Annotated in this window: 24 protein-coding genes and 1 pseudogene; 3 read left to right on the plus strand and 22 right to left on the minus strand. The window is 43.8% G+C overall.

Going from position 1 to position 24806, the window contains the following annotated elements; all coding sequences use genetic code 11:
- Nucleotides 1-42 precede the first annotated feature (42 nt).
- The 4 genes from sufC to GC098_RS09695 form a co-directional block, all read right to left on the minus strand.
- Nucleotides 43-873: a Fe-S cluster assembly ATPase SufC gene (gene sufC, locus GC098_RS09680; protein WP_029194394.1), complete on the minus strand. Its 831-nt coding sequence runs from the start codon at nt 871-873 to the stop codon at nt 43-45.
- A 168-nt stretch (nt 874-1041) separates the two neighbouring features.
- Nucleotides 1042-1611: a DUF1802 family protein gene (locus GC098_RS09685; RefSeq protein WP_171642969.1), complete on the minus strand. Its 570-nt coding sequence runs from the start codon at nt 1609-1611 to the stop codon at nt 1042-1044.
- A 159-nt stretch (nt 1612-1770) separates the two neighbouring features.
- Complete coding sequence (locus tag GC098_RS09690; protein ID WP_171642970.1) at nt 1771-1998, minus strand: hypothetical protein; 228 nt, start codon at nt 1996-1998, stop codon at nt 1771-1773.
- A 33-nt stretch (nt 1999-2031) separates the two neighbouring features.
- On the minus strand, nt 2032-2484 hold the full coding sequence (locus GC098_RS09695; protein ID WP_171642971.1) for a Dps family protein: 453 nt from the start codon (nt 2482-2484) through the stop codon (nt 2032-2034).
- Between the two features lie 208 nt (nt 2485-2692).
- On the opposite strand from GC098_RS09695, the gene mtnK reads away from it, so the two are divergent.
- On the plus strand, nt 2693-3919 hold the full coding sequence (mtnK, locus tag GC098_RS09700) for an S-methyl-5-thioribose kinase (RefSeq protein WP_171642972.1): 1227 nt from the start codon (nt 2693-2695) through the stop codon (nt 3917-3919).
- Entirely contained in the window at nt 3916-5007 is a 1092-nt protein-coding gene (mtnA, locus tag GC098_RS09705; RefSeq protein WP_171642973.1) for an S-methyl-5-thioribose-1-phosphate isomerase, read from the plus strand. Before mtnK ends, mtnA begins: the two co-directional genes overlap by 4 nt.
- A 56-nt stretch (nt 5008-5063) precedes the next feature.
- On the opposite strand, the gene GC098_RS09710 is transcribed toward mtnA, so the two are convergent.
- From GC098_RS09710 to GC098_RS09765, 12 genes and pseudogenes are all read right to left on the minus strand, one after another.
- Nucleotides 5064-6020, minus strand: coding sequence for an AraC family transcriptional regulator (locus GC098_RS09710; RefSeq protein ID WP_171642974.1), 957 nt, complete (start codon nt 6018-6020; stop codon nt 5064-5066).
- 30 nt (nt 6021-6050) lie between these two features.
- A complete protein-coding gene (locus GC098_RS09715) occupies nt 6051-7070 on the minus strand; it encodes a Gfo/Idh/MocA family protein (RefSeq protein WP_171642975.1) in 1020 nt (339 codons plus the stop codon).
- A gap of 178 nt (nt 7071-7248) precedes the next feature.
- Nucleotides 7249-8011: pseudogene (locus GC098_RS09720) on the minus strand (M15 family metallopeptidase); the annotation flags it as partial.
- 191 nt (nt 8012-8202) lie between these two features.
- Nucleotides 8203-9498, minus strand: coding sequence for a homocysteine synthase (locus GC098_RS09725; RefSeq protein WP_171642977.1), 1296 nt, complete (start codon nt 9496-9498; stop codon nt 8203-8205).
- A gap of 175 nt (nt 9499-9673) precedes the next feature.
- Entirely contained in the window at nt 9674-10558 is an 885-nt protein-coding gene (locus GC098_RS09730) for an ABC transporter ATP-binding protein (protein WP_171642978.1), read from the minus strand.
- A 2-nt stretch (nt 10559-10560) separates the two neighbouring features.
- Nucleotides 10561-13452 carry an ABC transporter permease gene (locus tag GC098_RS09735; RefSeq protein WP_171642979.1) on the minus strand — a complete coding sequence of 964 codons (2892 nt, stop codon included), beginning with the start codon at nt 13450-13452 and terminating at the stop codon, nt 10561-10563.
- Between the two features lie 19 nt (nt 13453-13471).
- The gene (locus GC098_RS09740) at nt 13472-14506 is read right to left on the minus strand and encodes an efflux RND transporter periplasmic adaptor subunit (protein ID WP_171643040.1); all 1035 of its coding nucleotides are present in this window, start codon (nt 14504-14506) and stop codon (nt 13472-13474) included.
- Nucleotides 14496-15164, minus strand: coding sequence for an ABC transporter ATP-binding protein (locus GC098_RS09745; protein ID WP_171643041.1), 669 nt, complete (start codon nt 15162-15164; stop codon nt 14496-14498). The genes GC098_RS09740 and GC098_RS09745 overlap by 11 nt, the downstream gene beginning before the upstream one ends.
- 252 nt (nt 15165-15416) lie before the next feature.
- A complete protein-coding gene (locus tag GC098_RS09750) occupies nt 15417-16139 on the minus strand; it encodes an amino acid ABC transporter ATP-binding protein (protein WP_171643042.1) in 723 nt (240 codons plus the stop codon).
- Between the two features lie 13 nt (nt 16140-16152).
- Nucleotides 16153-16800: an amino acid ABC transporter permease gene (locus tag GC098_RS09755; RefSeq protein WP_171642980.1), complete on the minus strand. Its 648-nt coding sequence runs from the start codon at nt 16798-16800 to the stop codon at nt 16153-16155.
- 82 nt (nt 16801-16882) lie between these two features.
- Nucleotides 16883-17671 (minus strand): basic amino acid ABC transporter substrate-binding protein, encoded by a 789-nt coding sequence (locus GC098_RS09760; RefSeq protein WP_171642981.1) that lies wholly within the window; start codon nt 17669-17671, stop codon nt 16883-16885.
- Nucleotides 17672-17904: 233 nt separating this feature from the next.
- Complete coding sequence (locus tag GC098_RS09765) at nt 17905-18207, minus strand: YunC family protein (RefSeq protein ID WP_029194411.1); 303 nt, start codon at nt 18205-18207, stop codon at nt 17905-17907.
- Between the two features lie 182 nt (nt 18208-18389).
- On the opposite strand from GC098_RS09765, the gene GC098_RS09770 reads away from it, so the two are divergent.
- Nucleotides 18390-18887: a hypothetical protein gene (locus GC098_RS09770; RefSeq protein ID WP_171642982.1), complete on the plus strand. Its 498-nt coding sequence runs from the start codon at nt 18390-18392 to the stop codon at nt 18885-18887.
- A gap of 44 nt (nt 18888-18931) precedes the next feature.
- Here GC098_RS09770 and GC098_RS09775 read toward each other — a convergent pair whose 3' ends face one another.
- The 6 genes from GC098_RS09775 to GC098_RS09800 all read right to left on the minus strand — a co-directional run bounded on the left by GC098_RS09775 (nt 18932) and on the right by GC098_RS09800 (nt 24674).
- The gene (locus GC098_RS09775; RefSeq protein WP_171642983.1) at nt 18932-20797 is read right to left on the minus strand and encodes a putative bifunctional diguanylate cyclase/phosphodiesterase; all 1866 of its coding nucleotides are present in this window, start codon (nt 20795-20797) and stop codon (nt 18932-18934) included.
- Nucleotides 20798-20823: 26 nt separating this feature from the next.
- Complete coding sequence (locus GC098_RS09780; RefSeq protein ID WP_216625219.1) at nt 20824-22335, minus strand: PAS domain S-box protein; 1512 nt, start codon at nt 22333-22335, stop codon at nt 20824-20826.
- A gap of 147 nt (nt 22336-22482) precedes the next feature.
- Nucleotides 22483-22845 (minus strand): DUF423 domain-containing protein, encoded by a 363-nt coding sequence (locus tag GC098_RS09785; protein ID WP_171643043.1) that lies wholly within the window; start codon nt 22843-22845, stop codon nt 22483-22485.
- Between the two features lie 40 nt (nt 22846-22885).
- Nucleotides 22886-23188 carry a hypothetical protein gene (locus GC098_RS09790; protein WP_171642985.1) on the minus strand — a complete coding sequence of 101 codons (303 nt, stop codon included), beginning with the start codon at nt 23186-23188 and terminating at the stop codon, nt 22886-22888.
- 89 nt (nt 23189-23277) lie between these two features.
- Entirely contained in the window at nt 23278-24198 is a 921-nt protein-coding gene (locus GC098_RS09795; RefSeq protein WP_171642986.1) for an AEC family transporter, read from the minus strand.
- Nucleotides 24199-24233: 35 nt separating this feature from the next.
- The gene (locus tag GC098_RS09800; RefSeq protein ID WP_047676650.1) at nt 24234-24674 is read right to left on the minus strand and encodes a MarR family winged helix-turn-helix transcriptional regulator; all 441 of its coding nucleotides are present in this window, start codon (nt 24672-24674) and stop codon (nt 24234-24236) included.
- Nucleotides 24675-24806: the final 132 nt, after the last annotated feature.

Genomic DNA, 24806 nt, shown 5'->3' on the forward strand with positions numbered 1-24806 from the left:
TAATATATGGACCTTGGGTCGTAGACCAAAGTCTCTCCTCCTTTAGTACTTCGGTCCAGGCGTGTTCATTGGAACTTTGAATTCTTCCGTATCTTGACCAACCGTTTCATCCACGATACCGAGTTCTTCTTTGATCCAATCGTAACCTTCTGCTTCCAGACGCTCTGCAAGCTCAGGACCACCGGATTTCACGATACGACCTTGCATCATAACATGTACAAAATCAGGTTTAACGTAGTTCAGCAAACGTTGGTAATGCGTAATGATCAAGAAGCCGCGATCTTCGCTGCGCATAGCATTAACACCTTCAGCTACGATACGCAATGCATCGATGTCTAGACCGGAGTCAATTTCGTCCAAAATAACGAATTTAGGCTCAAGCAAAAGCATTTGAAGAATTTCGTTACGTTTCTTCTCACCACCGGAGAAGCCTTCGTTCAGGTAACGGTGCATGAACTCTGGGTTCATTTCTAGCTGCTTCATCTTCGCTTCCATTTGGCGAATGAACTTGATCAACGAGATTTCATTGCCCTCACCGCGGCGAACATTCATTGCACTGCGCAAGAAGTCAGCGTTCGTTACGCCAGTGATTTCGCTTGGATATTGCATAGCTAAGAACAAACCAGCGCGTGCTCTCTCGTCAACAGCCATTTCGAGAACATCTTCACCGTCTAATGTTACAGAACCCTCAGTTACTTCATATTTCGGGTGACCCATCAGAGCAGAAGCCAATGTACTTTTACCTGTACCATTTGGTCCCATGATGGCATGAATTTCGCCGCCTTTGATTTCCAGGCTAAGACCCTTCAAAATTTCCTTTCCTTCGACGTTCGCTTTTAGACCGTCTATTGTAAATGTTGATGAATTCGCCATTTCTTAAGCCTCCATAATGTGTTTGAATGTACAAGATAAACGACAACCATTTCAAATGATTATCATTGATTCTCATTAGAATAATTCTATTATAACTTACTATGCTAAATCAAGAAAGGGCATTTGTATGAAAAAGATGGTCATTTTCTGAAAATGCTTCCTTTTAATTTACGCCAAAGTATGCTTAATTTCAGCAACCCTCGCAGCAAACGCCTCATCACTCAACACTGGAACCAAGGAAGACTCTTCCGGTATAGCAGTCCCAAGCTCAATCCATGATTTGCAGCCTATATAGGCTTGTTCAATCGGAATTTGCAAGGGCTGCACCAATGTATATACCCTTAACAGCATGATATGAAGCGGATTTTGGCGTTTCCACTTTAATCTTTCTTCCGTGAAATTTTCGGTCCAAATGTGATAAGGATACAATTTATTCAACTGTTCTTGATCACTGACTTCAATATCTTCAACCATTCGAGCAAAGCTGCTAATCGTTACGTGTGTATCCTCTGCACTCCAGCCTATGAGGGATTCATCGATAACCCCGCGATAATCTTCCTTCAATAATTCTTTTCTCTGATGTTCATACGTCGGATAGAGAAAGAAATCAGCGGATTCCACTTGAAAATCTTTTGTTTCCTCAACAATTCCTCCCTTGCGCATAATAAAAATTTGCGTTCCATCTTCCAATGCTTTAACAGCCGATGCCCATTCCTTCAGGGCCTTTGGTTTCCCCATGACGCAAACACCTCGTTCTCCTCATTAATCTTATTTATTATAAGGAATATAAGAAAGCAAAACAATGTACCGCAACTTGGGACATAAACACAAGTTAGTACTCATACTAGCGCACTATAAAAAAGGGATAGCCGTATGGGGCCATCCCTTTACTTTCTTTTATTTCGAAGTTTCAGCGTAATACGTTGGCTGCATACGGGTAAACTGGTCTTGATTTTGTTTCATGGGATTAGGATCAGCAGTCGCGCTAGGAGCATCAGCATCGAAGGCGATCAGGAGCAAGAAGAAGCAAGCAGCCACAACAAGCAGCAGATTCAGGATTTTCATCACAATGACATCCTCCAGAACTGTTTTGCTCCAAGTATAGCCAAGTTTCATCATCCACATGTTTGTTCAGATTAAAGATTTTGTAAATATCGACTATCCTAGGAATGACTGAAGCATCCAGCGATGCTTTTCCAAGGAAGTCTGAATGGCTAAAAGCATGTCGGACGTCGTATCATCTTGAACTTCTTCACAAGCCTGCATACCCGCTTTTAATTCTTGCGTAAGGATCGTGAAATCTTCTATAACAGCTTCGACCATTTTTGTGGCGGTTTCTGAACCTGAAGCCTCTTTTAGGGACGATAATTCCATAAAAGCTTTCATTGTAGCCGCTGGCTGACCACCGATAGAAAGCAACCTTTCAGCCAGCTCGTCCACGTGAAGGGCCGCTTCATTATATAGCTCTTCAAATTTAACATGCAGCGTGAAAAACTGATTGCCTTTCACATACCAATGAAAGTTATGCAGCTTGACATAAAGTAAACCCCAGTTTGCAATTTGCTTATTCAGAACAACTTGGATAGATTGGGTTAAGGACGTTGTCACCATAGTAAGCCTCCTGATTTTTTTATTGATCGGTTATACTCTGTTCATGTACACGTTAATTTACGTTAGAATCACTTATTTTATGTAATTTGTGCAACATTTCCAAAGTTAGTATTTCAAGCAGCTACATTTTGTCTTATACTAGGAACAGACGATTAAAACATAGTAAGTTAGTTGGAATTAAATCCAATGAATCATAGGAGGTTACTACATGTCCACTTATCATCCTTTAAGTGAAGCCCAAGCTATTGAATACGCACGTCAAATTCCAAATTTGTTTCAAGCAGGCTCAGACTTAACTAGCCATGAAATCGGCGACGGCAACTTAAATCTCGTTTTTCACATATCGGAAACAGCTACAGGAAAAAGTATTATTTTAAAACAAGCCCTTCCTTATGCCAAAGTTGTCGGCGAATCCTGGCCTTTAACACTGGACCGTGCACGAATTGAAAGTGAAGCGCTCTTGATTGAAGAAAGCTTGAATCCAGACCTTGTACCTCACGTTTATGCCTATGATGCTGATTTAGCGCTTACCGTGATGGAAGATCTGAGTGACCATGTCATTATGCGCAGAGGGTTGATTGAACGTAACCAATACCCACTCTTTGCTGAGCATATCGGCCGCTTTCTAGCAAATACGTTATTTTTCACATCGGATCTAGGCAAAAACCAGCAAGAAAAGAAAATCCAACAGGGTCGATTCATCAACCCCGAGCTTTGCAAAATTACAGAAGACTTAATCTTCGATGATCCGTATCGCGATGCAGAAACGAACAATATTGAAGCGAACATCCGCGATGCGGCAGAACAGCTTTGGGCGGATAGCGAACTTCACTTTGAGGTAGCTATCCTGCGCAACAAATTCCTTACGAGTGCACAAGCGCTCCTTCATGGCGATCTGCACACAGGAAGTATCTTTATCAAACCAGATTCCACGAAGGTTATTGATCCTGAGTTCGCTTACTATGGGCCGATGGGCTTCGATATTGGCGCTGTACTCGCGAACCTGCTCCTCAATTACGCTGCTCAAGAGGGCTGGAGTATAGATACTGAGAGCCGTGCTTCCTATCGCGCGTATTTACTACAAACCGTTAAGGACGTATGGACCCATTTCGAAACGAATTTCCGCACGTTATGGAATGAAAATGGTGTAGATCGTGTATTCCAAGCACCTGGCTATCAAGACTACTTCCTAGCCAATCTGCTTCAAGACACAGTTGGATTCGCCGGAGCTAAAATGGTGCGCCGTATTGTTGGACTTGCACATGTGGCTGATATTGATAAAATCGAAGATGCAGCTGCAAGAGAACGTGCTCAGCGCTTGGCGTTAGCAATTGGCACTTCATTCATTCGTACCAATCGTCAAGTGAAATCTATCGATGAGCTTATTGCCATCGCCACCCAAGAATCTACTGCAGAAAGAGGATTTGTCCTATGACGAACACGAACAATAAAGATTTAGAAGTACAAAACCTTGAGAACCAAGGTGCCTTGCAATCCTTACGTTGGAATGGCCAACAGCTTGATCTGCTCGATCAACGGCTGCTGCCGGAAGAGATTGTGTATTTGCCGCTGGAGACACCGATCGAGGTGTGGGAAGCGATCCGGCATTTGAAGGTTCGCGGCGCACCAGCGATAGGAATCGCCGCCGCGTATGGGGTATACCTCGGCATCCGTGAAGTGGATGCTCAGTTAGACGAGCTTCTGGCGGAAGTCCAGAAGCAAGCGGATTACCTGGCGACATCGCGTCCGACAGCTGTGAACTTGTTCTGGGCGCTCGATCGTATGCGAGCGCAGGCTGTTGCTTTGGCAGCAGCGGGTGGAAGCCCGGCTGCCTTCAAGGAAGCTCTCCTGGACGAAGCGCAGAAGATTCAAGCCGAGGACGAGGAGACGAACCGCCTTATCGGCGAACATGCGCTAACGCTGTTCGAGGATGGGTTCGGCGTGTTGACGCACTGCAACGCCGGGGGCTTAGCGACAGCCAAGTACGGCACGGCGTTAGCGCCGTTCTACTTGGCCAAAGAAAAAGGCATGAACATCAAAGTGTTCGCGGATGAGACCCGCCCGGTGCTGCAAGGCGCACGGCTGACCGCCTTTGAACTGCAGCAAGCAGGCGTTGACGTGACGCTGATCTGTGACAACATGGCCGGCGCGGTCATGTCGAAGGGCTGGATCCAGGCGGTCATCGTAGGAACAGACCGTGTAGCGGCTAACGGTGACGTCGCCAACAAAATCGGTACCTACAGCGTAGCCGTACTGGCGAAAGCGCACGGCATCCCGTTCTACGTGGCGAGCCCACTCTCCACGATCGATCTGAATACACCTACGGGCGGAGACATCCCTATTGAAGAGCGTCATGAGGATGAGATTACACAAGGCTTTGGTAAACGTACAGCTCCGGTAGGGGTAAAAGTGTTTAATCCAGCCTTTGACGTGACACCTAACGAATATGTGACTGCCATTATTACCGAAAAAGGCATTATCCAAGCTCCATATACGGAAAACTTGCGGAAGCTGTTCGAATAAAAAATAAGGCTGTTCCCAGCGTAGATCTCACTCTACGAGGGAACAGCCTTTTTCTTTTATCCATGATTCAATAGTTGATCACGGTATTGATTCGGGGTGACACCATGTGCTTTCTTAAAGACATAGTGCAAATAATTACTAGATGCAAAGCCGTTGCTTTCCGCAATTTTGTCAAGGGTTAACGAGGTTTGAAGCAACTCGCTGCATACATGTTTCAAACGTACCTGTTCCAAGTATTCGCTGAACGAGATGTTCGCCTGCTCCTTGAAGATGCGCTGAAGCTGCCTTGAACTGATCTGTAAGCGTTCAGCTACTCCTTCAAGTGTTAGTGGACGACGGAAGTTATCCTCAATAAATTGAATAGCAAGCTGATAACGATAGCTCTTCATATCACGCGCAGGCAGGTTCACCCCTTGTTGGTCCGCCTTATAGGCCCCCACTGTCCTTAACAACATTTGCACAATGGATTGCTTAATGATCGTGTACTGCCCTAGCTGATTGCTTCTCCAAGCTTCATAAGCTATGAGAAAGCACTTCATGGCTTCCTGTCGATCCAAAGCAGGGACATGTGGAAGCTCGCTCAGCTGCCTTAAGCAGGCATCTGCCTCAGCAATCTCCCAAGCTTCTCCCCATGCTTCAGAGACGGGCTTAGAGCCTCGCTCATCTTCATCTTGATCCAGCTTTACGATATCCACATGCAGACAGAGTTCGCCCATCGCTTCCCGCTCATCAGCTTCTTGGCGATGACTGACGCCTGGTGCCGTTACATAAAGCATGCCTTCTTGCAAGGGATGCGTAACACCGTCCAGAATGACCCTGCCTTTGCCATAGGGGATATAATGAATTTCATACTCGGAATGTTGATGAAAATCTATGATCGTTCCTGCAGGAAAGGAAGTCAGATGACAGCGCAGTACTCGAAGTCCATAAGAACCCCATCTGAAGCTTAACTCCAAGCGATCCAATGCCATTGGATTCTCGACCATGGGTTCGAAGTAAAATGGCTGGCTCATCCGTAGACCCTCCTTTCTTACCTGCTTAAATTACTGGTTTAGTGAATCAAGTCTCACTTGTTGTTTGGCTGCAACGGAACGATTAGAAGCCTCCATCAGCTTCGTTAAATCCACAGCGAGCCCAATATTTTCAACCGCTTTTGTCCCATTTTGAATATGAGCTACCCATTGATCGAACGCAGATGGCTTCGCTTCTGGACCGTTCTCATACGCTACCCATTGCTTGCTTGCATCTGCAAGCTTGTTCGTACGAAGCAAGACTCTTCCATCATGATCGGAATAAAGCACACTGCCATCCGTACCGTGAACTTCAATCACAAACGGTGAAGCTGCGTTCACAAAACCAGCTTCCACGATGCCTAGTGCACCATTTGCATACTGGAGGGTTGCTACGGCATTATCTTCTACTTCTCTACCTGTTACATAGCCGTAAGAAGCGCTTACAGCTTCAGGCAGCCCCAACAATAAACGAGTTAAATACATAGGATGACAACCGAGATCAATTAGGGCGCCTCCGCCACATTGCTCTGCATTGTAGAAATGCTCTGGCAACCAACCGTTCGGATTTTCATTCGTGGAAATGCCGCCATTATGCGATAAGCGTGTACGAACGAGTGTAATCTGGCCCAATAATTCTTTCTGGACAATTTCTTGAATCGCTAACGTATACGTTGGATTCAAACGCGGCAATGAAACTGTCAATGTCACACCCGCTTCATTAACCGCATTCAGAATCTCATTCACTTCATGTAAGGTTGGTGCAATAACTTTTTCTGTAAAAATATGTTTACCTGCCTTCGCAGCAGCGATCATTACGTCTCGGTGTAGGTTGGTCGGTGTATCCACAACAACAGCATCAATTTCCTTATTTGCTAATAACTCCGCTAGATCTGCGTAAAAGCTCACTCCGCGTTTCGCGGCTTCCGCTTGCCCACGTTCTGGAAGCTCATCCCAAACCGCAACAATCTGAGTATCTGGATGCCCCTCTACTTGTTTTGCATAGTCATTCGCATGCACGTGCCAAAAACTTAACATCGCTACTTTAATCATGTTAACCTCCAAATAAGTGACTTGGTTTCATTGTAACATGCCATAACGTCTTGATAAATTTCGAATTAACGACAGAATAAGGTGCAAAATAACGACATCTTTCATTACTTGGTTACGGGTACCGCTTTGTAATACTCTTCCATTGTCAAGCTTTTGTCTACCATTTCTTTCGCAACCTCTATGCCCACATAACGAATATGCCATGGTTCGTATTGATAACCGGTAATCGTTGTTTTACCTTTGGGATAACGAATAATAAACCCGTACTCCGCCACATGTGTTTCGAGCCATTTCGCTTCCTTGGTTCCAGCAAAGCAATCTTCCGCCGCACACTTCCCGTCACTGCCCGTTACATCTATGGCTAGCCCAGTTTCATGCTCACTCGTCCCAGGAACAGCACTGTACAATTTGGCTTTCTCTTCGCCGTCTTTAAGCACATAACGCTGGAATAGAGCTTTCTGCGTCGCATAAGAGCGATATGCCGAAACGCCAGATAGGCGGATACCGTCCTTCTCAGCTCCAGCAAAGAGTTTTTCGATCGCACTGGCAGCGGTTTTACGCATTTTACGTTTTTCATTTTTCTCAGCAAAAATAAATGGAATGTCAGGATATACCAAATCAGTCGGTTCATAGCTAGAGGGCAATGAATTTTGCTTATTTACTAGAACAGTTATACTCTCCGGTTTCGCAACAACTTGGATAGCTCCGCTCTTTGGCGGAACGGCAGAGGTTGATGGGGAAGCCGTAGGAACAATTGAGGGTTTCGGGGTTATGACAGGCGATGGTGAAGGGCTCGAAGAAGGTGTAGGACTCCCCAAACTAACCGGCGGAGTAGCCGTTGCAGTGGGACTACCTGAAGGAGCTACTTCCCCCTTGCTGCATCCTGTTGCTATGGATAACGCCAAGAGTATGGCGAGCGAATATTTCGACTTGTTGTTCATGATCTTCTAGTTGCCTCCTCAAATATGAAAAACTTACACATGAAATAGACTTCTGATCTCATGCAAAAGTTGCATTGCAAATTAAAAAGGCTGCAATTTTAGGTTTTGAGCCTAGATCACAGCCTTCTTATTTTATGCGTATTCGTGTATGGTTACAAGTTTAGAATTCGTAAAATAATTCCTTTGCTCTTCTAGCCTTGACTTGATGCAATCGCTTGTTCCAAATCATAGATAATATCCTCGATCGCTTCCGTACCAACGGACAATCGAATAAGTCCTGGTGACACACCGGCAGATACTTGTTCCTGCTCATTCAATTGTGCATGCGTCGTGCTTGCTGGATGAATAATCAATGACTTCGAATCTCCTACATTTGCCAAATGAGAGAATAGTTTAACGGAATGTATCAGCTTTTTGCCTGATTCAATACCGCCTTTGATACCAAAGCTCAAAATAGCGCCTTGACCCTTCGGCAAATACTTCTGAACAAGTTTATAGGAAGGATGGCTTTCCAGGCCTGCATAACTAACCCATTCTACGGATTCATGTGACTCTAAAAATTGAGCAACCTTAAGGGCATTGGAACTGTGGCGTTCCATACGCAGATGCAGTGTCTCAAGTCCTTGCAATAAAAGGAACGAACTGTTAGGAGATAACGAAGCCCCTAAATCTCGAAGCAGTTGAACTCGCGCTTTGATGATGTAGGCAATAGGACCGACAGCCTCCGTATAGACGACGCCGTTATAACTTGGATCAGGCTTCGTCAAACCAGGAAATTTACCGCTTGCAGCCCAATCAAATTTACCACTATCTACAATAACACCGCCAATCGTTGTTCCGTGTCCACCAATGAATTTGGTTGCAGAGTGAACAACAATATCGGCCCCATGCTCAATCGGTCTAAGCAGGTAAGGACTCGGAAATGTATTATCAATAATCAAAGGAATTCCATTTTCGCGTGCTATAGCCGCTACAGCCTCAATATCGAGAATATCCCCCTTAGGATTACCGATCGATTCCGCGTAAATGGCTTTGGTCTTGTCCGTAATCGCACCTCGGAAGTTTTCCGGATTGCTCGGATCAACGAATTTCACTTTAATGCCTAGTTTAGCCAATGTATTTGAAAATAAATTATATGTACCGCCATACAAGGAAGAAGCTGAAACGATTTCATCCCCTACCTCAGCAATGTTTAGAATGGAGAAGGTAATGGCTGCCTGACCGGATGCTACAGCAAGAGCAGCTGGGGCACCTTCCAACGCGGCAATCCGTTTCTCAAATACATCGGTCGTAGGGTTCATTATACGGGTATAAATATTGCCAAATTCTTTGAGCGCAAATAAATTTGCAGCATGGTCCGTATCGTTAAACACATAGGACGTCGTTTGATAAATCGGTACAGCCCTTGAATTGGTCGCCGGATCAACTTGTTGACCTGCATGAATTGCTAACGTTTCCGGTAAGTACTGGCGTTCTGAATCTGACATTGCACATGCCTCCTAGGATAAAAATAAATTAAATAATAACAGTCACTTACTTTAAACTTGATAATTCCTACTGGAATAGTATACAATCATTCTAGTGGAAATATCTAGGTAAAGTCAATATAACATATTGGGATTTTTTTCTATACCAAAATGTAAATTCAAGAGCTGGCCTTTCTCAAGATTGATCTGGTGGAAGAAGAACAATTCGTCCATCCTCCATCGCAACGCGAACTTTATTCGTATTGGAAGCACCAATCGATTCGAGGAAATTAGCAGGAATTTGCAGTCTACCCGCCTTGTCAACGACCGCGTATTCGACATGAGAGTCACCATCAGCAGCAATGATACCTAGCTCAAGCTCCAGCAATTCCTCTTGATACGATTTGCGTCGAAGTATCTCTGAAGAGGTTTTGCCGTCACGAATGGCAACGACACGGTCTACTTTCTTAGCTAGAAGCGGATCGTGTGTGACGATAACAACTGTTAAACCGAAGCTGCGGTTCAGTTCACGGAACAGATCGAGAATTTGATTCGCCATCTTCGTATCGACAGAACCTGTCGGCTCATCAGCGAGCAAAAGCCTGGGCTGATTAGCGAGCGCAATGGCAATTGCCACACGCTGCTGTTCGCCACCAGAAAGCTCATTTAGCTTATTATTTCTTCGGTGGCTCAAACCTACAGCTTCCAGTAAATCTAACGCTCGATGGCGCTTGCGTCGTCCCTGCAGCAGGATAGGCAGCTCTACATTTTCCAATGCTGTCAAATAGGGAATCAGATTGCGCGCATTATTTTGCCAGACGAAGCCAACGGTTTCCCTTTTATACTTCACTAGATCCGATTCCTTAAATTTCAACAAATCCTTCCCATCTACGTGCAGATTACCCGCCGAAGGTCGATCTAACCCTCCCAGCATATTCAACAACGTCGATTTGCCACTGCCACTGTTGCCGATAATCGCCATCAGCTCTCCCTCCTCAATATGGAGATCAAGCCCTTGTAGGGCGACGACTTCAATGTCAGCCGCTTTATAAATTTTAACTAGATTTTCACAGTGAATCATCCTTAATCCTCCCCAAGCTTAACGGCTTGATGAATTTTAATTCTGGACAGCATCGTACCGAGTAATAGTAGACCCGTGCCTATCATCACAGTGACAATGACGTACAAATGCAGCTGGTCGTTCGGATCAAAGCTCACTTGAAAAGGCGGTACTTGACTTGATGAATCGAAAGTTAATTGGAATAACGGAACAAACAATCGGCTGGCCATATTCCCCGTAATCATGCCTATTAGAACAGCTGCGCCAGAAGTTAGTAATTGTTCAGCTATTAGCATTCCGATCAGCTGCGCAAAAGATATTCCCATCGCTCGAAGCACACCGAATTGCAAGATCCGCCCGGACAACGAAAGCACCCAGTACAGGAGAAACCCAATAAAGCTTATGCCAATAGCAATCAGGAAGCCAAGCGTCATAACGCCATTCACAGCCAGTTGGAATGGATCATTCTTAGAGAGAACCAACATTTGCTTCGTATCCATTAAACTTGTGAGGGGGATATGTTTAAGCTCTAGCTCCTCATACAAAGCTTGACTGGTCACATCCGGTTTTAGCTTCAGCCAAACATCATACGGCTCTACAGCCATATTATTTTGAATGTAGGACAGATGCCCAATAACTAACTTCGGCGCATCCACTTTACTTTGCTTCGTCGTGTCTGAACTGCTTCCTGTTTTGGCTCCAGCGGTTAGGATCGGATTCGGATTCCAACTCGGCCAGTAATCAATAATCCCATACACAACACAAGTGGCTCCCTCTACATCACTCCATCCTAAATGCACCACATCGCCCACTTTGGCTCCAGTTTCCTCGGCAATAGACTTGGAAATCAGCACGGCTTTGGAATCGGCAGCCAGCAGGTTTAAATACTCATAAAAGTGATGATCAAGCAAATGGTCGCGGAGCCAAGCCGTTTGACCAAATTCATCGGTATCAATGCCCATGAACGCTATTTTTCTCGTTTCTTTGCCAAGCGCGAAATAGGCATCTTTCTTATTAAATACGCGAGCCGCTGATTCCACACCTGCCAACTGTGTGAAGGGCAAGAACGGAGGCTCCGTAAATTGGACACGCTTCTTAACAACGGGTTGACTAGCGGAACTCGCTTCTGACTGAATGCCAGACGGACCTGACTCAGGGGGCGGAGCATCATTGTCCCATTTGGTTTGCAGAACAATATCGGCCCCATTCTTATAACGGATCTTCTCTTCTATATTTTTGTTCATCGTCCTTGCTGCGCTGGCACTAAACAACCCTGTTGCAAGCGTCATGATGATAAACAGCATAATGAATTGATATTGTGTGGTTGATCTGCCAACTTGGAGCAGCGTTGAATATAAATAGGGACGCCACCATTTTCGGCCGATGAGATAGAGTAATTGAATAACCCATGGGTATATCCGAAGTAGGAACAGGCCCATGGCAAAGATGAATAAAGCCGGTACTACGAAAAGGAGTGGATCTACTTTCATGTCCATAGAGTCCAGCCCTAAGGCTACAAGATCATTCATTCGTCGGTTAAAGCTTTGTAATAAATAGATAGAAACGGCCAATAAGACAACATCGAGAAACATTTTATGTACAAAAGAGAGCTTGTTCTTCCTCGCCATGGTTTGTTTATGGCTAACAATTGTAGCGCGAGTGGCGAGTACAGCGGGAATAAGAGTCATACAAACCGATGCGGTTACGGCAATTAAAGCGTATTGATAGGCCTCTTTATTTAGCTTGACTTCCATCGATGTGCGCTGAACAAACGTTAGGAATCCATTCGATGCACCCAGTATTTTTGTTAATTGTAAGCCAATGAGAGGACCAACCAGAAGGGCAACTCCCCCTAATAAAATACCTTCTAGCACATAACCTAGCAGAATCTGAATCCGGCTTGCTCCTCTGCTGCGCAGCACGGCAATCTCTGTTTTCTGTCGTTCTGTAATCAAATTGGCAACCATGAATAAATAGAAGGCTAGTAAAATACTAATGGGCACATTAAGCGACCACAGCATAATTCTGAGTTTTTTCTCTTTCTCACCATACAATTTCAATGTGGTAATCGCTGGATTTTTGACTGTGTACGTGTTGAAATGACTGCTTAAATAGCTGGTTATCCTTTCATGCGTGCTGGTGTAGGCTTCAAGCCCTTCCAACTTTAATTGATGATAATCTAGTAGGTAATCCCAATAAGAAAATGTGTTGGGAAAGCTTTTGTTTTTCGTGAAATCTTTTTCAAATAAGGTAAAGGGAATGAAAAATTTTGTACGTAAGTCGCTCATATTACTCGTCCAATAAAGATCGGCATAATCGGAACGATCGATAACTGCAACCGGCTTTATTCGAATATTTTGTTTCAAATCTTTGTCAACTATGGTTAATTCATTGCCAAGTACGATTTTCAATTGAGTCAGCAGCTCAGGGAATACCCATGCTTCGTATACACCATCCACAGGTTCCTTAGAAGGCATGACACCGTCAACTATGCGAATATGCTTTTCCAAATCCGACATCGCTGTTAGTTCAGCTGAACGGTTCACTTTAGGGTCTACTTTACTTGGATCGCTAGGTGTAAGCTCGAAATTTACTGTGCTGCGCGTTATCGTGGATAGGAGAATCGGCAAGCCGAACTGCTGGCTTTGTTCAGCCATAAATGCATCTGTTTCCGCTAAAAGTTGATCTCCGCTTTCTCCCATTAAGTAGGCAGAATTATAGGCATGCCCGGGATATTGCTGCGTATTGGTTTGTAGAACTTCCAAATCTTTGATCAGCATGCGCTGTAAAATGGCATGTGTATAAATGGGCATTGAGCTGGCAAGTGCAACCGAAATAATTAGCCCCACAAGTAAACTAAGCTCTAACCAGCGGTTTTTGACCATTTTACGGAGAATCATCAGAAATAAAGCCATTGCTATCCTCCTACAGATGCTAATTATTTAAAATAACATTCTGACCTTCCTTTAGTCCGGTTCGTATTTCCACTTCTGTCGGTGTTACAAGCCCTTTCTCTACATCGACTTCCTTCCGACTTTCCCCAATCAACACCTGAACGTAATCCCTACCTAGGTAACTCCGAAGACCTGTTCTTGGTAGGACAATGACATTTTCTCGTTTCTCAACGATGATCGTTAAGTCTCCGGGTACACCGATCGCTGCTCCTTCCGTTCCATCGGGAACCCCAACGATAATCGTTTTAGCATTTCTTTCAGCTTGCGCTTTGTTGTCTGATGGAGGTGAGCTTGATGGCGTTCGCAGCACTTTGCCTTGTATCTTATTTCCAGAGGAACCAATCTTCACTTCAACATCCATGCCAACTTCAATACCGGAAAGAGTGCTGGTATCTGAAGTTTCGTAAGATAGCTGCAGCTTACTAGGATCAGCGATGACGACAAGCGTACTGAAGGCATCCACGACATTTCCCTGCTGTGCATCGGTTAAGTACGTTACCACTCCTGCGGAATCAGCCGTGAGCCTCGTCTTGTCTAACTCAGATTGAAGAGATGCCAATTGAAGCTGCGCGGCTTCGACATCTATGGCCTTCAAACGATTCGCTAGCACTTGATCGGGGTCAACCTGCCTCGTTTGCACACTAGCAATCTGGGCTTTCTCCAGATTCAGTTTTTGAAGGGCAATCCGAGTTTCTAAGTCGCCTTTTTCCAGTTCAGCAAGCACATCTCCCGGCTTAACGGTATCGCCTAGTTTAACGCGCAATCCAGCTAACCGATGACCTGACTCTTTAAAATAATAGTTGGTCGTTTTACTAGACTTAAAGGTCCCAACAACACTAACCTTCCTCGTTATACTGCCTTTCTTCACTTCGTAAAGGTCGAAATTTTCTTTCACAGGTTTGATTAAAGGTGGTTTAAGCGCTTCCTCTTCTTTGGGCAACAGAGAGCATCCCGCTAGTAAAAACACAGCACTTGTTAGTAGAACGAGCTGAGAAGCGAATTTATTAACCTTCATCGACAATGGTTCCATCCTCCAATGCATACACTTCATCTACAATTTCCATAATAGCGAGATCATGCGTGGTCAAAATAATTGTCATTCCTTCTTGCACCAAATCTTTGAACAGTTTAAGCACCTGAAGGCCCATTCTGCTATCTAACTCAGCTGTAGGCTCATCTGCCAATATCAACTTAGGCTTGTGCGCAATGGCCCTGGCAATGGCAACCCTCTGCTGTTCTCCGCCGGAAAGTTCGTAAGGACGATGCTTCATTCTCGGCTTCAATCCAACGAAATCTAGCGCTTCTTCTGCCAAACTCTTATATTGATTGGGGTGAATACCCGAAATGCGCAATCCAAACTCTACATTCTCGTAGGCTGACATATAAGGCACTAGGGCAAAAGATTGAAAAATAAGACCGATCTGCTTCCGTCTGACTTCATTGCGCTTGGACTCGGATAGTCGGCTAATCTCCAAGCCTTCTAAATAAACGGTTCCCTCCGAAGGATGGTCGAGTGCCCCTAATATATTGAGCAGCGTTGTTTTACCGGATCCGGATCTCCCGCGCAAGGCCACTAATCTGCCTCTGGGAATACTTAAATGAGCTCCCCGCAATGCGTGAACGGCTCCCGTTCCTTTCCCAAAAACACGCGTAACGCCAATTGCTTGCACCATAGGCACTTGATCTTCATACGTTTTCAATGTAGCACCTCTTTAGAAATGGAATCAAAATGACAAGCGTAAATATAGAGAATCACCTCTTTGGAAGCGCTTAAACAAATGAGTAAAGCTATGGAATAAATCACCTTAATTTTCAATATAAGATAGTTACCTTCATTATAAATCTATCTTTTGCCAAAAAGATACAAATAAAAAAGAGGATCGGCATGCGATCCTCCCTGCTTACTTCTATTCTTTTAAAAAGCGCTAGAGCACTTTAGACAAAAAGGATTTCGTCCGTTCCTGCTTGGCATTTTCAAAGATTTGCTCTGGCTTTCCTTCTTCGACAATAACGCCTTGTTCCATAAACATAACGCGGTCACCGACTTCGCGAGCGAAGCCCATTTCATGCGTGACGACAACCATTGTCATCCCTTCTTTGGCCAATTGCTTCATTACAGCAAGCACTTCCCCGACCATTTCAGGATCAAGAGCCGATGTTGGCTCATCGAATAACATGATCTTTGGCTCCATAGCCAGTGCTCTTGCAATAGCTACACGCTGTGCCTGACCGCCCGAAAGCGAGTCTGGAAGGGCATTGGCCTTATCTGCAAGCCCAACTTTATCTAGAAGCTCAAACGCTTTCTTACGCGCTTTATCCTCTGGCCATTTTCTCACTTGAACAGGTGCTAACATGATATTATCAATGACTTTCATATGCGGGAACAAATGAAACCGCTGAAAGACCATCCCGAGTTCCATACGGATCTCATTGATCTTATTCATCGGATCCATAATCGATTTGCCTTCAATCAAGATACTGCCGCTATCCGGCTGTTCTAACAGGTTCAGACAACGTAGGAATGTCGATTTCCCTGATCCGGATGGTCCTATCACAACAAGAACCTCTTGGTTCTGAATATCAGCACTAATATCTCGCAGGACGACATTATCCCCGAACGATTTTTTAAGATTTCTTACCTCAATCATAGCGGTCATAGCTCTACACTTTCCTTTCCAGATAAGCAAGCAGCTTGCTTAGAGAGTAAGTGAGAATGAAATAAATAAGAGCTGCTGTTAAATAAGGTTCCCATACCTTAAAATACTGGCTGCGCATCGCATTGGACCAATACATTAATTCTGGCGCAGCAATGACAGCGAACAGGGAGGAGTCCTTAATCAGCACGATAAACTCATTCCCAAATGGAGGAATCATACGTTTAATCGCCTGTGGCAAAATAACCGATTTCATGGTTTGGAAATGGGTCAATCCAAGCGAATGCGCGGCTTCTGTTTGTCCTTTATCAATGGATTGAATGCCGGCTCTGAAAATCTCGGCCATGTAACCTGCTGAATTCAAAGATAAGGCAACAATTGAAGCAATGATCGCATTCGTTGTACCTATGAATAATGGAACGACTCCAAAGTGGACGAGTAATATTTGAACGAGCAGCGGTGTGCCGCGGAAGAAGTTTACATAAATACTAGTTGGCCATCTTAGGTAGCCACGGCGAGACATTTTACCCAACCCAACAGCCAACCCTAAAACCGAACCAAAGAGGATGGATAACATGGATATGCCAACGGTCCATAGCGTACCCTTAAGTAATAAAGGTATATATTCAATAATGATGTCAAAACGAAAATCCATTCCACACTTCCTTTCTTAACTTATTCTGCCTTTACAGAACAAAAGCATGCGCAAGGTTGAAGTCACGCATGCTGTTGGCCTATTATTTTTGTTCAAGTAATTTCTTTGTATCTGGCTCTTGACCGAACCATTTTTTGTACACTTTTGCATATGCACCGTTCTCAATAATTTTCTTGATTGCCGGGTCTAGCTTCGCTTTAAGCTCGCTGCCTTTAGGAAGCAGAATACCGTAGTACTCGGACTCAAAGTTTTTCGGATCAGAAATCGTGACGAATTTCTTGTTCGGATTATTTTTCACATATTCACGTACAATCGCAATGTCAGCGACAACTGCATCTACACCGTTATTTTCAAGCTCCATTAGAGCTAAAGTGTTATTATCCAGACGTTTCAAAGATGGATTCTTCTCACCCAAAATTTTGCTCATCAACGTATCCGCCGTTGTAGAAATTTGAACAGCTACTTTCTTGTCTTTCAAGTCATCCGCGCTTTTGATCGGGCTGCCTTCTTTAACAAGAATCATGTTCATCGATTCAAAGTAAGGGATCGAGTAATCGTAAGTTTGTTTACGGTCATCTGTGATCGAAACGCCCGAAACTCCACCTTGAAACTCTTTACCTTGCTTTACACTTGTCAGCATCGTATCCCAACCTGTATTCGTTATCTCGTAGTCAAGGCCAGCTTCTTTCATTACTTCAGCAAAAAAATCGATATCAAAGCCAATCAACTTATCTTTATCCATATATTCCATTGGTGCATAGGCAGCATTAGTAGCAAATTTGTACTTCGTGCCACCAGTTCCCTTAGAACCACAACCTGTTAGAGCAACAACTAAAACTACAGCTAGTAAAAAAAATATTAATTTTTTCAAAAATTATTCCCCCGTTCTATGTAATGGACGAATCATATTTTAACACTTGGTCAATAAAATAACAACGCCTTCATTGAGAAAATTCGCTAGAAATATATTGAAAATGGCTATTTTCTCTCATTTTTAGATATGTGCACAATGGACAGAAGGCTGGTTGGTCATCGTGCTCAAACAAATAAAAACGCCGAGATCTTAAGATCCCAAGCGTTCTAATTTTGTCATTCAAAACACCTTTACATCATCTTCAAAATGGCTTCCCGTCCCGTCATCCCAGCTACAATGCCCAAATCTTCTGCTGTGTGTGTCACCGATTCAAGCGGCGCTTCTAGAAGTTCCTCAATCGTGCGAACCCCCGTTGCCCGTGCAGCTACAATATTCCTGTCTCTCAAGCGTTCATTGAGCAGCGCAACATCGAGAGCGCCACACATGATGTAACCTTTGTCCGTAGTCACAACCAGCAGCGTTGTTTTCGGCAGTTTAACTTCTATAGCGATTGCTGTATGTCCTTCAAGGAGAATGGGTTCTACGCGCATCATGCTCTGCACAGCTCCTCTTCGCAGTCTTACGGTAGTATATGCGCGGTCGGCTAGTACGGTGTGAGAAAGGTTTGAAAAACTTCAGGTAAATTTCCAGATTCGTGTAAAAAGCAAGCTATATTTGGGTATGATATCATGATATAGTATGTGCAAGAGCAGTATTTGGGCAGCAAGGAGGCTATATGAGTCAGGGAAAAGCAGACACAAGTCCGAATGGGCATTTATTTACCGTAGAAATTCTGATTGAAGATGCCACAAATGGCCTTGCCATGGAAAAGCTCCTTCATCTTCTGAATGTGGATACAGTCAAGGATTACCAAATTATTAATGGTATTCAACTTGGCAAGCTGATTGAACTTAACACGAACAAAGAGAGCACCCCACCGTTACAACCAAACAAAAAAACAGCTGCTGTCCCACCATCAACTGTAACAGCTACGGCGAAAGCCACCACCAACAGTGGAGCTTCAGATAAAATTATTGAGCAATTGGAAAGTTTCAAAGTGAAAAATACATTAATCCGTTTAACGGTTATCAAAGGTCAAGGAATCAAGCTTAATCTTCCGTGTCGCATTTTGAATTTTGATAGCAGTACTCAAAATGTATCGGTGTATCATGTAGATGAGAAGAAGGTTTACTTATTCAAATTGAATGAAATAGATGATTATGTCGCGTTTTAAATAAAAGTAAGAGGGTATCCCCAAGTAAGGATACCCTCTTACTTTTATTTGGCATGGACAGCAGCAGCTGAAGCATTCGGGATACCCGTTCTTAGCATTTTCTCTAGTTCATCCGCACTTACGGGTGGACTAAACCAAAAGCCCTGCACCTCATTACAGCGATTCTGATGCAGGAAATGCAGTTGGTCTTCGGTTTCTACACCTTCAGCAATGACCTTCAAATTCAGATGGTGCGTCATCGCAATAATCGTGGCCACGATAGCCGCGTCATTCGGATCCACCATGATGTCTCGAACAAAGGAACGATCGATCTTCAGCTTATCAATCGGAAATTTCTTTAAGTAGTACAGCGAACTGTAGCCTGTCCCAAAATCATCAATGCTTACATTCACACCTAGCTCCTTAAGCTCAAGTAAGGACTGAATGGCGTGATCAACATCCATCGTCATGCTTTCGGTGATTTCAAGTTCCAAGTACTGCGGATCAAGTCCTGTTTGTTCTAAAACATGTCTGATCTTGCCTTTGAGATTGTGCTGAAAAAACTGCCGCATAGACAGATTCACGGATATCGGCATCATCGAATACCCTTGGTTCTGCCATGCTTTATTTTGCTTACATGCAGCGCGCAGTACCCATTCGCCGATCGGCACGATCAATCCGGACTCTTCAGCAAAGGGGATGAAATAGTTCGGGGAGATGAGGCCTTTCTCTGGATGGTCCCAACGAATTAAGGCTTCGACACCGACAATTTTTCCCGTCTCAATGTCAACCTGTGGCTGATAGTATAAAACGAACTCATCTCCGACAATCGCTCTGCGAAGCTCACTCTCCAGCTTGAGTCGGTTTATTGAAACTGACTTCATGTCCGTATTGAAGATCTGAAAGTCGTTGCGCCCCTTCTCTTTGGCTCTAGCTAATGCAATGTCAGCATATTTCATAAGTATTTCCGCATCATCGGCATCATCCGAGGAGATCGCTACGCCGATACTAGCTGTAATATGTAGTTCATATTGCTCTAAAAGAAACGGCTTTTCGAGGACACGATTAATCTCTGCGATAACCGCAATTACGTCATTAGAGTCGGCTACATTCGTATAGAAAAAGGCAAATTCATCGCCTTCCGTGCGAGCCAAATAATCATTATCCGTTACAACTCTCGTGAAACGCTCCGCGAGCTGCAGCAGCAGCATGTTTCCGTAATCATAACCGAAGCTGTCATTGACCAGCTTGAAGCGATCGATGTCCAAATAGAAGACGGCTACCTTTTGTCCAATGGATTTGGAAATACTAAGCCGCTCATTCAAGTTATCTCTGAACATGCGCCTGTTCGGCAGCCCTGTCATATCATCATAATAGGCCATATAGCGAACTTGCTCATCGCCGCGCTTACGCTCTGTGATATCCTGGCAAATGAGAATATTGCCTTTGGAATTAGGCTGTAAATCAACAGGTACAGCAGTAACGTTCAAATCCACCCGGTAGCCGCTTTTATGTATTACGGCTGTTTCAAAGGTGACGGGAGTCCCGCTTCTCACTTGTTCAAGCTGGCTCCCTGTCCGCTCCAGCTGCTCTTGTGTAACAAAGCTGGTAAAAGGTTGATTGAGCAGCTCTGCTACGGAGTAACCGAGGATGGTTTCTGCCGCAAAATTAATCCGAATAAATTTGCCCTCTTGATCAAAAATACCAATCGCATTCGGATTGTGCTCGAATAAGGAATCAAGCACATTTAAATACGTGTGATCCCGCGGCATTTCCTTTTTTAAGGACCCTGTACTTCCACCTTTTCTAAGCAGCACGATAAGCAGCACTAGTGAGGCAAGCAAACAAATCCATACAGCATACGGCTTTACGTAAAAGCTTACGAATATGGCGACTAACAGATATCCGCCAATATAGAGCCGGTTTTTCACAAATAAGCCTCCTCTTACTGCTCACTCTAGGTACTAGGAAGCGTCACACTGACAACCGTTCCTTCTCCCACTTTACTCTCAACCACAAACTGGCCATGATGATCTTCAATGATTTTATTCGTAATCATGATGCCAAGCCCTGTCCCTTTTTCCTTCGTTGTAAAGAAAGGCTCTCCCAGTCTAGCCAGCGCATCTTGCGGTATTCCATGCCCTCTATCATGAAACAATACACGCACGGCTTTGTCTCCAACTGAAAATAATTGAATATTAATTTGTCCCCCGTCTGGCATTGCTTCCATCGCATTTTTGAGCAAATTAATGAAGGATTGCTTCAGCTGGTTCTCCTCACAAAGGACAAGCGGCAGATGTTTCTCCATAGCGACAACGAATTGAATATTATTAATAATGGCCTGTGTTTCAATCAGGGTAATGACACTTTTGATAATATTCTCGATACTTTTGGGCTGGTAGTGTATGAAATGCGGCTTAGCCAGAACGAGCATTTCTGTCGTAATCAGTTCAATCCGTTCTAGTTCGGACATCATAATATCGTAGTATTCTTTCTTATTTGCAGCACCTTGGTGCAGAAATTGCATAAATCCTTTGAGCGTAGTCAATGGATTACGAATTTCGTGAGCAACCCCAGCAGCAAGCTGCCCGATAAGGGACATCTTGTCTGATCTGCGGAGCAGCTCTTCCGTGCGCCGCCGCTCAGTAATATCAATGAATGATAGGACAACGCCAATGATTTGATCTTGATCCAAGATCGGCGAAGTCATGTATTCGACCGGAAACGAGTCTCCATTTTTTTTGTAAAAGATCTCGTTTGAACAATCACAAACCCCTTCAAGCATCGTTCGATTTAAGACAGTTTCCTTCTTGATTTGCAAATCTTCATTGGTTCCACAAGCACGTGTCAAAACAAGATAAGGATTCTTCCCTACCATTTCTTCATAGGTGTAACCCGTTAAGCACTCCGCCGCTTTATTCCAAAACGTAGTGCCAAAATGCTCATCGATGCCAAACATACCCTCTGAAACGGCATTTAGAATGAGTTGATTATGGTTATGATTCAGCTGGGATTGATAGCTACGTCTGCTTTCCTCAAGCTTGTACTCCAAACGCTTTCTTTCTGATACATCTTGAATCTGAACCACTGCAAAATTGGGATGGGCATCCGTATCACGAATGAAGGAAACTTGAACCATTCCCCAAATCATGGAGCCATCCTTATGGACATAGCGATTCTCTTTTGGAGAAGATTCCCGCTCGCCACGAAAGGTCTGATCACATAGTTCTGCATAGGTCTCCACATCGTCAAGATGCGAAAATTCCTGAATATGCTGACCAATCAGTTCTTCTTCTGTGTAGCCAAAAAGGCGGCATAACGATGCATTCACCTTGAGTAACCTGCCGTCGAGACTAACGATTGCCATTGCAATGATTGCGCAACCAAACAATTGATGATATAGCTCATGGCTTGTGAGTAGCTTTAGTTCCGAAGCAATTGGCTTACCCGTTTCTGATTGGTTCCCCATGATATCAGCCATGCGCCACATCCTCTCAATTAAGGAAGAATGATCGAATTCGTCATGGATTACTTTCTACATGATCCGAGCTTTTTCCTGCTAAGAAGACACAAAACAATGAAAAAAGAGTCAGATTTCCTGACTCTTTCCATTTTTTTATTTGTAAGCGGCCACGGCCAGAAGTATCCATCCAACCAAGAAACTCAGCCCGCCTAGCGGGGTAATGGGTCCAAAAAACTTGAGCCCAGTCAAACTCAGGGCATATAAACTACCTGAGAACAGGATAATACCGATAAAAATGGCCCACCCCGATGCATTCACCATAGAGCTATTTGCCAGTTTATCTGACAAAAGAGCAATAAGGATGAGGGCTATCGCATGTATCATGTGATATTGTACGCCGGTCTGAAACACATCTATCTTATCCGGAATCCTTTGTTTCAAGTAATGAGCCCCAAAAGCGCCTAGAGCGACCGAAAGAAACGCATTCAAACTGCCTATCAGCAAAAAAAGTTTCATCATTTTCGTCTTCTTTCCTTTCCGTAACACATTAATTTATTTATTCCACTTCGCCAATATCATGCTGACCGACAATTAACCGCACGGGTTCCAAAAACACACGTGTTACCGAAGGCTTTTTGATAAGATCGAGTTCAATGTCTACAACCTTATTACGGGCAGTTTTGCCTTCTCTTTTGTCATAAACAACATCAAATTGTTTCAGACCAAGCTGATAAATCACAACAGATGAACCAATCGTTAATGCATTCGAATCAAAATCACCATGGTCAAATAATACCTCTGACAAAATCTCTTCATTCATATCCACAATCGTAACATACTGACAAAATTGGTAACGCATTAAGGAAGTCCCCCTTTATAGAGTAGTATGGTTACCCATTCGCCGAAAAATGTCGAAATTCCTGCTAACTTCATGATTCCCATCCATGTTCATATAAAATCCAAACAAAAGATAACAACTGGAATTGTAAACATACTAAATAAAGTTGAAGTAAAGACAGCCTGTGAAGAAAACTCCGGTTCATTCTCATATTCAATGGCCAGCAACACACTGCTTAGAGAGGTGGGCACAGCACACGAGAGAATCAATGCTTTGGCCGTAATTCCTTCAATCCCAAGCAGCCAAACAACGAAAAATCCGATCAGCGGTCCTGCAGCAAGTCTAAGTATATTAGAAACGAGCACATTAGAAAAATGAAATTCCCATTTCATACCGCCAAGCTGCACACCTAGGGTCAGTAAGGCTGTCGCCATAAAAGCGTTTGAAATATACTGCAGCGGTATATGAATCGATCCTGGAACAGGTAAATGGAAATATCGCAGCAGCAGAGCAATCGGAATTGCATAAATGACCGGTAAGGAAAGAATGGTTTTCATCGTTGCTTTCCAGGTTGATTTATGTGCATTTAAGGTATAGATGCCATATGTATTGGGAATTAGCGTTTGCATAATCATGATCACGATTTGGATGGATAAGGTATAGGCATTCCCACCAAAAACAGTTTGATTCAGCGGCAGTGCGTAGTTAGCACTGTTATAGAAAATAACACTATTGCGCATGGCAATACGCATACCGCGCTGCATCTTTTTCAACCGAATAATAACCTCAATGATGGCAAAAAGGAGACTAAAGAAAAGGACAAAAAACAAGAGAACCTGCATTAAAATATGCAAGTTCATTTCGGACTCATACAGCTTAACAAAAACGAGCGCGGGTGAAAACACGTAGAAATTAAGCTTCGATAATGTCTTAATATCAATGTGGAAAGCACGATACATCGCCGCGCCGATCGCAATCATAATACTAATAGGTACAATGTTATTCACTAAAATGTATATGAAATAACTCATTCCAGATCCTCACTTCAATAACCTATAGTCGTTCCTTAATCGAACGCATTTACGCTGCTGATAATACGTTTTAACTGTTCATTGAAAGTGTAAATTTCTTCAGGAGATAGCCCGCTTGACGCAAGCAGCGACTGTGGAATACAAAGCGCCTTCTCGTAAAGGGCAAGACCCGCTTCTGTGATTTGAATATTCACGACACGTTCATCTTCCGAAGATCGTTTCCTTTGAACCAATTGCTGAGCTTCCATCCGCTTAAGCATAGGTGTCAAAGTACCCGAATCTAGATCGAGCTTCTCGCTAAGCTCTTTGACTGTGCTTTCCTTTTGATCCCAGAGAACCAACAGCACCAAGTATTGCGGATAGGTAATCCCCAAACCTTCAAGAAAAGGGCGATACATGCGAGTAATGGCTCTCGAACTTGCATATAGACTAAAGCACAGTTGATTTTCTAGCTTTAAAAATTCACTGCTGCTCATTGGCTTGGTTTCCTTTCTGTTCAGTCATATTGTGAACAATCGATTTGTTTCAAATGTATATAAAATTAATCCCTCTGTCAATGTGAATAGTTAAATATGTTCATAAATGTTGTATGATTACATCTTGTGTCT

It is taken from the genome of Paenibacillus phytorum (assembly GCF_013141715.1).
GTDB lineage: Bacteria > Bacillota > Bacilli > Paenibacillales > NBRC-103111 > Paenibacillus_E > Paenibacillus_E phytorum.

What these genes read in the sequence shown, in the direction of transcription:
- sufC (WP_029194394.1), bottom strand. Translation starts at nt 873, where the DNA reads ATGGCGAATTCATCAACATTTACAATAGACGGTCTAAAAGCGAACGTC.
- GC098_RS09685 (WP_171642969.1), bottom strand. Translation starts at nt 1,611, where the DNA reads ATGGGGAAACCAAAGGCCCTGAAGGAATGGGCATCGGCTGTTAAAGCA.
- GC098_RS09690 (WP_171642970.1), bottom strand. Translation starts at nt 1,998, where the DNA reads ATGTGGATGATGAAACTTGGCTATACTTGGAGCAAAACAGTTCTGGAG.
- GC098_RS09695 (WP_171642971.1), bottom strand. Translation starts at nt 2,484, where the DNA reads ATGGTGACAACGTCCTTAACCCAATCTATCCAAGTTGTTCTGAATAAG.
- mtnK (WP_171642972.1), top strand. Translation starts at nt 2,693, where the DNA reads ATGTCCACTTATCATCCTTTAAGTGAAGCCCAAGCTATTGAATACGCA.
- mtnA (WP_171642973.1), top strand. Translation starts at nt 3,916, where the DNA reads ATGACGAACACGAACAATAAAGATTTAGAAGTACAAAACCTTGAGAAC.
- GC098_RS09710 (WP_171642974.1), bottom strand. Translation starts at nt 6,020, where the DNA reads ATGAGCCAGCCATTTTACTTCGAACCCATGGTCGAGAATCCAATGGCA.
- GC098_RS09715 (WP_171642975.1), bottom strand. Translation starts at nt 7,070, where the DNA reads ATGATTAAAGTAGCGATGTTAAGTTTTTGGCACGTGCATGCGAATGAC.
- GC098_RS09725 (WP_171642977.1), bottom strand. Translation starts at nt 9,498, where the DNA reads ATGTCAGATTCAGAACGCCAGTACTTACCGGAAACGTTAGCAATTCAT.
- GC098_RS09730 (WP_171642978.1), bottom strand. Translation starts at nt 10,558, where the DNA reads ATGATTCACTGTGAAAATCTAGTTAAAATTTATAAAGCGGCTGACATT.
- GC098_RS09735 (WP_171642979.1), bottom strand. Translation starts at nt 13,452, where the DNA reads ATGGCTTTATTTCTGATGATTCTCCGTAAAATGGTCAAAAACCGCTGG.
- GC098_RS09740 (WP_171643040.1), bottom strand. Translation starts at nt 14,506, where the DNA reads ATGAAGGTTAATAAATTCGCTTCTCAGCTCGTTCTACTAACAAGTGCT.
- GC098_RS09745 (WP_171643041.1), bottom strand. Translation starts at nt 15,164, where the DNA reads ATGGTGCAAGCAATTGGCGTTACGCGTGTTTTTGGGAAAGGAACGGGA.
- GC098_RS09750 (WP_171643042.1), bottom strand. Translation starts at nt 16,139, where the DNA reads ATGATTGAGGTAAGAAATCTTAAAAAATCGTTCGGGGATAATGTCGTC.
- GC098_RS09755 (WP_171642980.1), bottom strand. Translation starts at nt 16,800, where the DNA reads ATGGATTTTCGTTTTGACATCATTATTGAATATATACCTTTATTACTT.
- GC098_RS09765 (WP_029194411.1), bottom strand. Translation starts at nt 18,207, where the DNA reads ATGATGCGCGTAGAACCCATTCTCCTTGAAGGACATACAGCAATCGCT.
- GC098_RS09770 (WP_171642982.1), top strand. Translation starts at nt 18,390, where the DNA reads ATGAGTCAGGGAAAAGCAGACACAAGTCCGAATGGGCATTTATTTACC.
- GC098_RS09780 (WP_216625219.1), bottom strand. Translation starts at nt 22,335, where the DNA reads ATGGGGAACCAATCAGAAACGGGTAAGCCAATTGCTTCGGAACTAAAG.
- GC098_RS09785 (WP_171643043.1), bottom strand. Translation starts at nt 22,845, where the DNA reads ATGAAACTTTTTTTGCTGATAGGCAGTTTGAATGCGTTTCTTTCGGTC.
- GC098_RS09790 (WP_171642985.1), bottom strand. Translation starts at nt 23,188, where the DNA reads ATGCGTTACCAATTTTGTCAGTATGTTACGATTGTGGATATGAATGAA.
- GC098_RS09795 (WP_171642986.1), bottom strand. Translation starts at nt 24,198, where the DNA reads ATGAGTTATTTCATATACATTTTAGTGAATAACATTGTACCTATTAGT.
- GC098_RS09800 (WP_047676650.1), bottom strand. Translation starts at nt 24,674, where the DNA reads ATGAGCAGCAGTGAATTTTTAAAGCTAGAAAATCAACTGTGCTTTAGT.